General features: G+C 71.2%; 12 protein-coding genes. 2 read left to right on the top strand and 10 right to left on the bottom strand.

Translation table 11 applies throughout. From position 1 onward, the window contains the following. A partial coding sequence (locus MKK88_RS05565; RefSeq protein WP_243997687.1) for a GTP-binding protein occupies positions 1 to 413 on the bottom strand: 413 nt, incomplete at its 3' end. A 307-nt stretch (positions 414 to 720) separates the two neighbouring features. Here MKK88_RS05565 and MKK88_RS05560 point away from each other — a divergent pair. Beyond that, a complete protein-coding gene (locus tag MKK88_RS05560; RefSeq protein WP_243997685.1) occupies positions 721 to 1,584 on the top strand; it encodes an outer membrane protein in 864 nt (287 codons plus the stop codon). Between the two features lie 311 nt (positions 1,585 to 1,895). On the opposite strand, the gene phnN is transcribed toward MKK88_RS05560, so the two are convergent. From phnN to phnG, 9 genes are all read right to left on the bottom strand, one after another. Continuing rightward, a complete protein-coding gene (gene phnN, locus MKK88_RS05555) occupies positions 1,896 to 2,426 on the bottom strand; it encodes a phosphonate metabolism protein/1,5-bisphosphokinase (PRPP-forming) PhnN (RefSeq protein ID WP_243997683.1) in 531 nt (176 codons plus the stop codon). Beyond that, entirely contained in the window at positions 2,426 to 3,562 is a 1,137-nt protein-coding gene (locus tag MKK88_RS05550) for an alpha-D-ribose 1-methylphosphonate 5-triphosphate diphosphatase (RefSeq protein WP_243997681.1), read from the bottom strand. Before MKK88_RS05550 ends, phnN begins: the two co-directional genes overlap by 1 nt. Before the next feature lie 11 nt (positions 3,563 to 3,573). Beyond that, positions 3,574 to 4,281, bottom strand: coding sequence for a phosphonate C-P lyase system protein PhnL (gene phnL, locus MKK88_RS05545; protein ID WP_243997679.1), 708 nt, complete (start codon positions 4,279 to 4,281; stop codon positions 3,574 to 3,576). Continuing rightward, positions 4,278 to 5,051 carry a phosphonate C-P lyase system protein PhnK gene (phnK, locus tag MKK88_RS05540; RefSeq protein ID WP_243997677.1) on the bottom strand — a complete coding sequence of 258 codons (774 nt, stop codon included), beginning with the start codon at positions 5,049 to 5,051 and terminating at the stop codon, positions 4,278 to 4,280. Before phnK ends, phnL begins: the two co-directional genes overlap by 4 nt. Next, positions 5,048 to 5,524, bottom strand: coding sequence for a GNAT family N-acetyltransferase (locus MKK88_RS05535; protein WP_243997675.1), 477 nt, complete (start codon positions 5,522 to 5,524; stop codon positions 5,048 to 5,050). The genes phnK and MKK88_RS05535 overlap by 4 nt, the downstream gene beginning before the upstream one ends. Continuing rightward, a complete protein-coding gene (locus MKK88_RS05530; RefSeq protein ID WP_243997690.1) occupies positions 5,521 to 6,330 on the bottom strand; it encodes an alpha-D-ribose 1-methylphosphonate 5-phosphate C-P-lyase PhnJ in 810 nt (269 codons plus the stop codon). The genes MKK88_RS05535 and MKK88_RS05530 overlap by 4 nt, the downstream gene beginning before the upstream one ends. Positions 6,331 to 6,524: 194 nt before the next feature. Further along, a complete protein-coding gene (locus tag MKK88_RS05525; RefSeq protein WP_243997673.1) occupies positions 6,525 to 7,631 on the bottom strand; it encodes a carbon-phosphorus lyase complex subunit PhnI in 1,107 nt (368 codons plus the stop codon). A gap of 3 nt (positions 7,632 to 7,634) precedes the next feature. Further along, complete coding sequence (gene phnH / locus MKK88_RS05520; RefSeq protein ID WP_243997671.1) at positions 7,635 to 8,222, bottom strand: phosphonate C-P lyase system protein PhnH; 588 nt, start codon at positions 8,220 to 8,222, stop codon at positions 7,635 to 7,637. Positions 8,223 to 8,224: 2 nt separating this feature from the next. Further along, entirely contained in the window at positions 8,225 to 8,695 is a 471-nt protein-coding gene (gene phnG / locus MKK88_RS05515) for a phosphonate C-P lyase system protein PhnG (protein ID WP_243997669.1), read from the bottom strand. A gap of 79 nt (positions 8,696 to 8,774) precedes the next feature. Between phnG and phnF the strand changes: the two genes are divergently transcribed. Further along, on the top strand, positions 8,775 to 9,518 hold the full coding sequence (phnF, locus tag MKK88_RS05510) for a phosphonate metabolism transcriptional regulator PhnF (RefSeq protein WP_243997667.1): 744 nt from the start codon (positions 8,775 to 8,777) through the stop codon (positions 9,516 to 9,518). Positions 9,519 to 9,628: the final 110 nt, after the last annotated feature.

Genomic DNA, 9,628 nt, shown 5'->3' with positions numbered 1-9,628 from the left:
TCGTTGCCCTTGTCGCGATGATGGTCCCTACCCGTGCCATCGCGCATGAACAGAAGGAGTTCGGTCCGTGGAACGGGCCAACTTAATCCGCCGCCCTTGTCGCCGTCCTGTCCGGTGGTAGCCGAGCCGAACGCGCAGATGTTCTTCACGTAGTCGGCGTGGCCGGGGCAGTCCACGTTCGCGTAGTGCCGGTTCTGCGTCTCGTACTCGACGTGCGCCGTCGAGATCGTTATCCCGCGCGACTGCTCCTCAGGCGCCTTGTCGATCTCGTCGTAGGCCGTGAACGTCCCGCCGCCCGTCTCAGCCAGCACCTTCGTGATCGCCGCCGTCAAAGACGTCTTGCCGTGATCGACGTGGCCGATCGTCCCGATGTTGCAGTGCGGCTTGGTGCGGGAGAACTTTTCCTTGCCCATGATTCCCATTCCTGCGGCGGGACCACGCGGGGCCCCGGATCCTGATCGGCCGCCCCGAACTCGGACAGGGGCGCAAAACGCGGTCCGCTTAGAGGGTCGGCCGGCTTGGATCAAGGTCCGGCACGCGGCGGGGCCCTGCGGCCGCACCAACTGTCAAGCCGCGCTGCCGCGTCTTGAACGGCGTTTTATCAATCTCCAGAAATCGACTGGACACTTTCGAGCCACAGTGTGGCATCGGAGGCATAGCGGGAATTGTGCCGCCGAGCTTAACTGCGCTCAACAACGCACAAGCTTGGATCCCGCCATCATGATGAAGAAGCTCCTCCTCGCCAGCGCCGCCACGGCCCTGATGGCGACGGCCGCCTCGGCCGCCGACCTGCCGCGCCGCGCCGCGCCGCCGCCGGTCTTCACGCCGGTGCCGGTCTTCACCTGGACGGGCTTCTACGCCGGTCTCGAGTCGGCCTACACCTTCACCGACCGCGAGCGCATCACCACCGCGGGCGTCCTGCCGGGTAACGCCGCCAACGTAGCGCTCGGCCGCCGCCCGGCCCTGACCTCGACCTCGCAGGACGGCTTCGCCAATATCGGCGGCACCGCCGGCTACAACTACCAGTTCACGCCGGGCTCCGGCATCGTGGTCGGCATCGCCAACAGCATCGACTGGACCGACATCACCAAGAACCGGGTCGTGCTCGGCACCGGTAACGTCGCCGGCGGCCCGCCGAACCTCAGCCAGTTCCGCCAGAGCCTCGACTGGCTCGGCACCCTCACGGGCCGCGCCGGCTACGCGTTCGACCGGGTCCTGGTCTACGGGATGGGCGGTCTCGCCTACGGCAACGTGTTCCACGATGCCAACTTCTACACCCCGGGCGGCGCCCTGCAGTTCGCCGGCCGCTACGACGACTTCAAGACCGGCTTCGCGTATGGCGGCGGCATCGAGTTCGCGCTGCCCACCGACAGCTTCCTGAACACCTTCGCGCTCGGCCGCTACCTCGGCATCAAGTACGACGCCATCACGGTGAAGGCCGAGTACCTGCACTACGATCTCGGCAGCCAGAGCGTGCTGGTCGCCGCCATCCCGGGCGTCGGCACCGGCTCCTACATCTCGCGCTTCCGCACCGAGGGCAGCATCGTCCGCGCTGGCTTCAACTATAAGTTCGGCGGCTTCTAGTCTTTGCCTAAGGCCCGGGCCAATGGTCCCGGGCGGTTTCGAGGGGCGCGTGCCGGATCCGGCCCGCGCCCTTTTTCATGACGGTGCGGCACGTCGCGTGAAGCACCAACGCTTTCCCGGGTGCATGCAGCGCGAGCGGATTGCGACCCGGGAGCCAGCACACGACATCGCGAAGCGTCGATCCGGATCGACCTGAGCCGCCGACGCGGCGTTTTGTGCTGAATCCCGGATCCGGTTCCGCTTCGCTCCACCGGGCCGGGAAGGGCGCGCGTCAGGCACCCGCCCCGACGGATGCCCCGGGCATGCCGCGCTCAGCAGGCGCGCAGATGCACCACCAGCCGCTCGGCGCCGGCCTCCGGCGCCCCGACGTTGAGGATTCGAACATCCGCCGCGACCGGCACCGCCCGGGCCAGCCGCACGGCGAGGTCGCCGTCCTCCGCCCGACCCCTTGCGGCCAAACGCTGCATCAGGATCTCGGGCGGCGCCGTGATCTCAACGACGCTCACAGGCAGTCCGGCGGCGCGGGCCTGAGCCACGACGCGCCGGGACACGTTACAGACCACCACATGGCCCGCCGCCGCCAGACGGCCGGCCTCCGCCGGGATGGCGTAGCCGAGACCGTGGGCGCGCCAGTGCAGGGTGAAGCGGCCCGCCGCGCAGCCCTCCGCGAAGGCGGCCGCGTCGATCTCGTCATTGTCCTCGTCCGCCGAGGGGGGACGCGTCACGAGGCGGCGCGGGAACACGTAGCGGGGATCCCCCGCCAAGGCCTCCCGCGCCAGCCGGATCAGCGTGTCTTTGCCGGCGCCGCTCGGACCGACCACCAGGACGAGGCAGCCCGCCATCAGGACACCCGCCGGCCGGTGCGCCAGACTTCACGGACCACCGGCACGCCCTCGGCGAGTTGCACCCGGACGAGGTCGGCCCGCAGGCCCGGCACCAGGGCACCCCGGTCGGTCAGGCCGGTGGCGCGGGCCGGGTTCGCCGTTACGGTCGCGAGCGCCTCCGGCAGGGTGATGGCGGGCGCCTGCTCGGGCAGCAGGAAGGCCGCCATCAGCAGGCTTGCCGGCACGTAATCCGAGGACAGGATGTCGAGATGGCCCGCCTCGGCCAGCGCCAGGGCGGCGACGTTGCCCGAATGCGAGCCGCCGCGGATCAGGTTCGGCGCACCCATCATCACGGTGAGGCCCTGGCCATGTGCGGCCTCGGCCGCCTCCAGGGTGGTGGGGAATTCGGCGAGCCGCACGCCCTCCCCGACCGCGAGTTCGACATCCGCCAGGGTGGTGTCGTCGTGGCTCGCGAGCGGGATGTTCATCTCGCGGGCGAAGTGGACGAGGGCCGGGCGGTTCTTCGCATTGAGCGCGCGCCCGTCGCGGATCTTGCGCTCGGTGTTGGCGCGGATCTCCTCCATGGGCCGGCCGCCGCGGGTCGCGTAGGTGTAGTACTTGTCCATGTCGCGGAACTGCCGCTGGCCAGGCGTGTGGTCCATCAGCGAGATCAGGCCGACGGCATAGCGGGCCGCGAAATTCGCCACCGTGTCGAGCACGTCCAGGGAGGGCAGTTCGCAGCGCAGATGCGTGAAGTGCTCGGCCCGGAACAGGTCCTGGGACCGGGCCGTGGCGATGGCACCCGCGAGCTGGTCCAGCTCCGAGCCGAGGCCGCTGCCGTCCGGATCGCTACCGGCGCGCAGCGAATCGAACACCGTGGTGATGCCCGAGGCGGTGATCTGCGCGTCGTAGGCCAGGACCGCGCCGAGCGGGTGCCAGCGGACCTTCGGGCGCGGTGCATAGTGGCTCTCAAGGTGATCGGTGTGCAGCTCGATCAGGCCGGGGATCAGGTGATCGCCGCCGAAATCGCGGCCGCGGGCGGGCGGGCGTCCCTCGCCGATCTCGGCGATCGCCCCATCCGACACCGCGAGCCAGCCGTGCTGGACCCGGTCGGGCAGGACCAGGGTCGCGTTCTCGATGATGAAATCGTCCATCGTGTCGATCCTCAGGCTGCCCGGGCTCGCGGCGCGAAATGGGTGACGTCGACCACCCGGGTCGCCACAGCATCGCGCATCTCGCTGTCGTGGAAGATGCCGAGCACGCCGGCGCCACCGTTCAGCTTCTCCCGGACCAGTTCGGCCACCACGGCGCGGTTCTGCGCGTCGAGGGAGGCAGTCGGCTCGTCGAGGAGCAGCAGCGGCCGATCGGCGATCAGGCCCCGGGCGATGTTGACCCGCTGCTGCTCGCCGCCCGAGAAGGTCGCGGGCGGCAGGCTCCAGAGCCGCTCCGGCAGGTTGAGCCGGTCGAGCAGATCTTTTCCGCGCGCACGCGCCGCCGCTGGGTCGAGACCGCCCTCGCGGCCCGCCGCCTCGACCACGTCGAGGGCCGAGACCCGCGGGATCACCCGCAGGAATTGCGACACATAGGCGATCACCCGCGCCCGCAGCCCCAGCATCACCCGCGGATCGGCCCACACCACGTCCACCACGGCTTCGCCGTCGCGGACCAGGATCGTGCCCCCGTCGCAGCGGTAATTGCCGTAGGCCATCTTGAGGAGCGAGGATTTGCCGGCTCCGGACGGTCCGCCGAGCACGACGCATTCGCCGGGTCCGACGGAAAAACTGACATCGCCCACCACCGGCAGCACCACCCCGCCGCGCAGGTGCAGGGTGAAGCTCTTGGCGACGTCCTGGAAGGTGAGGAGCGCATTCATGCGGCGAGCACCGAGGAGACGAGGAGCTGGGTGTAGGCGTGCTCGGGATCGTCGAGCACCCGGTCGGTCAGGCCGGTCTCGATGACGCGGCCGGCCCGCATCACGGCGATCCGGTGCGACAGCAGCCGCGCCACCGCGAGGTCGTGGGTCACGATGATCACCGCGAGCCCGAGCTCCGCCGAGAGCCGCCGGATCAGGTCGAGGAGCCGGGCCTGGACCGAGACGTCGAGGCCGGAGGTCGGCTCGTCCATCAGCACGAGGCGCGGGCCCGTGACGAGGTTGCGGGCGATCTGCAGGCGCTGGCGCATGCCGCCCGAGAACTGGCTCGGCGGGTCGTCGACCCGTCCGGCATCGATCTCCACCCGGCCGAGCCAGTCGATGGCCTGTGCGCGGATCCGGCCGTAATGGCGCTCGCCGAGCCCCATCAGCCGCTCGCCGACATTGCCGCCGGCCGAGACCGCCATGCGCAGGCCCTTCGTGGCGTCCTGGCGGACGAAGCCCCAGTCCGTGCGCATCAGCGCCCGGCGCTGGGCCTCGCTCAGCCCGGCGAGGTCGCGCAGCACGCCATCCCGCATCCGGTAGGAGACGGTCCCGGAATCCGGCGCCAGCTCGGTGGCGATCAGGGAGAGCAGCGTCGACTTGCCGGAGCCCGATTCGCCCACGATCGCCAGCACCTCGCCGGGGACGAGGTCGAACGACACGTCGGCGCAGGCGAGGCGGTTCCCGTAGCGCTTGGTCAGGCCGCGGACCTCGATCAGGTTTTCGGTCATCGGGTCACCTCTTCGGCGCCGGGCAGGAACGGGGGATCGAGCCGGAAGCTGTAGCCGTAGCGCTCGAAGCCGAGGCGCTCGTAGAAGACATGCGCCGGCTTGGCGTCGACGTTCGACGACAGGGCGAGCTTGTAGCAGCCCCGCGCCTGGGCGAGGCGGAACGCCTCCTGCATCATCGCCCGGCCGAGACCGCCGCCGCGATGGCCGGACGCAACCACGACGCTCTCGACCAGCGCCGAGGGCATGCCCCAATGGGCGATGTTGTCGAGGATGATGAGGCAGAAGGTGCCGACGATCGCGCCACCGGCCTCGGCCACGTAGAGCCCGTAATCGGGATAGGCCGTCTCGAGCCGGTCGAGCAGCGCCTCGGCCTGCTCCAGGGTCGCCACCCGCCCGCTGTTCAGCTCGCCGTAGAGGTCGAGGACGGTTGGGAGGTCGGGCTTCCCGGCCCGGCGGACCGTGAGGCCGATCATATCGCGTCCCCCGTGCCGACATGGCCGTCCGCGCGGCGCCCCTCACAATGGTCGGTGTCCGAGCAGACGAACATCCGCTTTCCGGCATCGTCGAGCAGCACCTCGTCGAGATAGACGCCCTCGGCGCCGCACAGCGCACAGGGGTGCGTGAATTCCTGCACCCGGAACGGGTGGTCCTCGAAATCGAGGCTGCGCACCCGGGTATAGGGCGGCACCGCGTAGATCCGCCGCTCGCGGCCCGCGCCGAACAGCTGGAGGGCGGGGCAATCGTCCATCTTGGGATTGTCGAATTTCGGCGTCGGCGACGGGTCCATCACGTAGCGGCCGGCCACCTCGACCGGGTAGGCGTAGGTGGTGGCGATGTGCCCGTGCCGGCTGATGTCCTCGTAGAGCTTCACGTGCATGGCGCCGTATTCGGCGAGCGCGTGGAGCTGGCGGGTCTCGGTCTCGCGCGGTTCGAGGTAGCGCAGGGGCTCGGGGATCGGCACCTGATAGACCAGGGTCTGGCCCTCGGTGAGCGGGGTCTCGGGGATGCGGTGGCGGGTCTGGATGACCGTCGCCTCGGTTGTGCGGGTGGTGGTGGCGACGCCGGAGGTCTTGGCGAAGAAGCGACGGATCGAGACCGCGTTGGTGGTGTCGTCGGCGCCCTGGTCGATGACCTTGAGCACGTCCGACCGGCCGAGGATCGCGGCGGTGACCTGCACGCCGCCGGTGCCCCAGCCGTAGGGCATCGGCATCTCACGGGAGGCGAAGGGCACCTGATAGCCCGGCACCGCGATCCCCTTCAGGATCGCCCGGCGGATCATCCGCTTCGTGCCCTCGTCGAGATAGGCGAAGTTGTAGCCGGACGCGCCAACGTCACTCTCCTCCCCCTTGCGGGGAGGAGCCGGAGGTGGGGGTGGTGCAGGATTGAACTCGGCGGTGCCTTCTGCCCCACCCCTGACCCCTCCCCTCAAGGGGGAGGGGAAATGGCCCGATGGCTCGGGCATCGCTGTCGCGCTCATTCCGCGGCCTCCTGCATCTCGACGGAGTCCGACTTCCGCTCGAACTCGGTGCGTAGCCGGCGAACCAGTTCCAGCTCGGCCTGGAAGTCGACATAGTGGGGCAGCTTCAGGTGCTCGACGAAGCCGGTCGCCTGGAGGCTGTCGCAATGGGCCAGGACGAATTCCTGATCCTGGGCCGGGCTCGTCACCGGCTCGCCGAGTTCCTCGGCGCGCAACGCCCGGTCGACCAGCGCCATCGCCATGGCCTTGCGCTCGCTCTGGCCGAAGCTCAGCCCGTAGCCCCGGGTGAACTGAGGCGGCGCCGCCCCCGTACCCTTGAACTGGTTGACCATCTGGCACTCGGTGAGCCGCACCCGGCCGAGCGGCACCGCGAAGCCCAACTCCTCGGGCACGAACTCCACGGCCACCTCGCCGACCCGGATCTCGCCGACGAACGGGTGGGTGCGCCCGTAGCCGCGCTGGGTCGAGTAGCCGAGGCCGAGCACGAAACCCTCGTCGCCCCGGGCGAGCGCCTGGAGGCGCAGCGCCCGGTCGGCGGGGTAATCCACCGGCTCGCGGGTCAGGTCGCCCACGGGAGCGCCCTCGTCCGGCGGCGAGGCCTCGATCAGCCCGTCCTGGGCGAGCAGATCGGTGACCCGCGGACAGGTCGCGGCATCGGCATGGGGCTCGGCCTCGGCGGCGGGGGCGGTGGCGCCCTCGGCCGCCAGCGTGAAATCGATCAGCCGGTGCGTGTAGTCGAAGGTCGGCCCGAGCACCTGCCCGCCCGGCAGGTCCTTGAAGGTCGCCGAGACCCGGCGGGCCACCGTCATGGCACCGGTCTCGAGCGGCACGGAGGCGCCGAAGCGCGGCAGCGTCGTCCGGTAGGCGCGCACGAGGAACACCGCCTCGACCACATCACCGCGGGCCTGCTTGAGGGCGAGCGCCGCGAGGTCGGGGTCGTAGAGCGAGCCCTCGATCATCACCCGATCGACCAGAAGCGCCATCTGCTCGCGGATCTGCGCCACGGACAGCTCCGGTACGGATGGGTCACCCCGGCGCGCCTCGGCGAGGAGCTGGTGGGCGTTGTCGATGGCGGCCTCGCCGCCCTTCACGGCCACGTACATGGGTCAGGCCTCCGTCACGACGGTGGAGCGCGGCAGCCCGGCGACGCGGCCGGGGGCGGTCAGGATCAGGTCGACGCCGAGGGGAAAGCCCGCACGGTTCTCGGCGAGCTGGGCGACGAAGCCCTCCGGCAGCGGCGCCAGCGCGACGCGGGCGGTGCCGCGGATGCCGGGCCCGGTGAGGCACAGCCCCTCCCCCGCGGTGATCGTCTCGAGGGCGAACACCAGGGTCGTGGACGTGTCGGGATAGGCCGGCGTACCGGGGGCAAAGGCACCGAGGGGCGGGCAGCGGGCCGGATCGCTGATCAGCGCGAAGGCGGCCTCGGCCGGATCCTCCGTGAGGGGCGCGCCGGTGTGGAAGCGCAGATAGGCGGCGACCGCGGGCGCCGCCGCGAGGCCGGCATCGAGCCAGACCGGCGTGTCGGCGTCGGTCAGGGTGAGCGCGACGGCGGCGAGTTCCGGCGTCAGCGGCGCGGGCGGGGTCAGGCCCGGAGTCAGCGGCCGGGGCAGACCCGGCCGGGCGAGGGCATCCATCACGGCGCGGAACGTGGCCTGCGCGTCGTGCACCGGATCGGCGAAACCGGGTGCGAGCATGCTCAATCCTCCCCGCGGGCGACGGTCAGGAACTCGACCCGGGTGGCGGCGGTCCGCCGCGCCGCCTGTCGGCGCTCCGCCTCCGCCCGGGTGGCGGCCTCCGCCAGGGCCGCCTCGACGCGGTCACGCTGCGCCGGGTCCTGCCAGAGGGCATCGAGGATCGCGGCGAGGCGCGCCTTCGTCCGGTCGCGCCCGAGGTGGTAGGCGAAGCCGGTCGGCCCATCCGCCAGACGGATCGCGGCCCGGGTGACGCTGACCTCGCCGAGATTGAACGGGCGCCCGTCGCCGCCGATCCGGCCGGTGGCCATCACGAGGCCGGTCTCGGGCGGGCGCAGATCCTCGGATAGCGGGGCATCGAGGCGCGCCAGGGCGGCTTCGAGTTCGCTCCGACTCGCATCGGCGCAGAGCGCCATCACGGCCTGCCGGGCCGCGATTCCGGGACCGGGCTCGGGTCCCGCTGGGTTGGGGGTCATCGCGAATCCCTCCGTCGCCTCGTTGTATAGATCTATAGACAACTGGCGCCCGCCGGACAAATGAAGTTTGGATGACAGGATGGATGCAGAGGCACAGGCGCCCGGCCTCGTCCGGGGCGAAGGGCTGACGGCGTGGCGGCAGATCGCCGACACCCTCACGACCGACATCGCGGCGGGGCTTTACGAGCCCGGCCAGCAGCTCCCCACCGAGGCGGCGCTCGCGGCGCGCTTCGCGGTGAACCGGCACACCGTCCGCCGGGCGCTCGCGGCGCTGGCCGAGGGCGGCCTCGTGCGCGCCAGCCAGGGCCGGGGCACCTTCGTGGAGGAGGCGCCGCTGGCCTACCCGATCGGGCCGCGCACCCGCTTCTCGGAGATCGTCGCCGGGGCCGGCCGGGAGGCCTGGGGCGATCTCATCGCGTCGGCCACCGTGGCGGCCGCGCCCGAGCAGGCGGTGGCGCTGGCCATCGCACCCGGTGCGCCGGTGCTGGAATTGCTGACTGTCCACCGGGCGGACGACGCGCCGCTCTCCACCGCGCTGACCTGGCTGCCGCTGCCGCGCTTCGCCGGCTTCGCCGAGGCCTATGCCGAGCGGGGCTCGATCACCCGGGCGCTCGCGGCCTGCGGCGTCCACGATTACACCCGGCTCTCGACGCGCATCCGCGCCCGCCCGGCCGACGCCCAGGAGGCGGGGCGGCTCGATATCGCGCCGGGGCGGGTGGTGCTGGCGGTGTCGAGCGTCAACGTCGACCCCGCGGGCGTGCCGATCCAGGCGAACCGCACCCTGTTCGCCGCCGACCGGGTGGAGTTGGTGATCGCCAGCTGAGGGCCGGAGCGTCAGCAGATCAGGTTTCCAAAGGGCGTGGCCCTTTGGTGGGGTGTCGGGGTGAAACCCCCGACGAACGGATCTTCGACCCCCGGAAGGGGGTCGAAGAT

This window comes from Methylobacterium sp. E-005, assembly GCF_022829725.1.
In the GTDB taxonomy this organism is placed as follows: Bacteria; Pseudomonadota; Alphaproteobacteria; order Rhizobiales; family Beijerinckiaceae; genus Methylobacterium.
Note: the sequence above shows the minus strand (reverse complement) of the source record. Positions and strands in the feature narration are given on the sequence as shown.

Coding starts and splice junctions, on each gene's coding strand:
- MKK88_RS05560 (WP_243997685.1), top strand. CDS start 721: ATGATGAAGAAGCTCCTCCTCGCCAGCGCCGCCACGGCCCTGATGGCG.
- phnN (WP_243997683.1), bottom strand. CDS start 2,426: ATGGCGGGCTGCCTCGTCCTGGTGGTCGGTCCGAGCGGCGCCGGCAAA.
- MKK88_RS05550 (WP_243997681.1), bottom strand. CDS start 3,562: ATGGACGATTTCATCATCGAGAACGCGACCCTGGTCCTGCCCGACCGG.
- phnL (WP_243997679.1), bottom strand. CDS start 4,281: ATGAATGCGCTCCTCACCTTCCAGGACGTCGCCAAGAGCTTCACCCTG.
- phnK (WP_243997677.1), bottom strand. CDS start 5,051: ATGACCGAAAACCTGATCGAGGTCCGCGGCCTGACCAAGCGCTACGGG.
- MKK88_RS05535 (WP_243997675.1), bottom strand. CDS start 5,524: ATGATCGGCCTCACGGTCCGCCGGGCCGGGAAGCCCGACCTCCCAACC.
- MKK88_RS05530 (WP_243997690.1), bottom strand. CDS start 6,330: ATGATCCGCCGGGCGATCCTGAAGGGGATCGCGGTGCCGGGCTATCAG.
- MKK88_RS05525 (WP_243997673.1), bottom strand. CDS start 7,631: ATGTACGTGGCCGTGAAGGGCGGCGAGGCCGCCATCGACAACGCCCAC.
- phnH (WP_243997671.1), bottom strand. CDS start 8,222: ATGCTCGCACCCGGTTTCGCCGATCCGGTGCACGACGCGCAGGCCACG.
- phnG (WP_243997669.1), bottom strand. CDS start 8,695: ATGACCCCCAACCCAGCGGGACCCGAGCCCGGTCCCGGAATCGCGGCC.
- phnF (WP_243997667.1), top strand. CDS start 8,775: ATGGATGCAGAGGCACAGGCGCCCGGCCTCGTCCGGGGCGAAGGGCTG.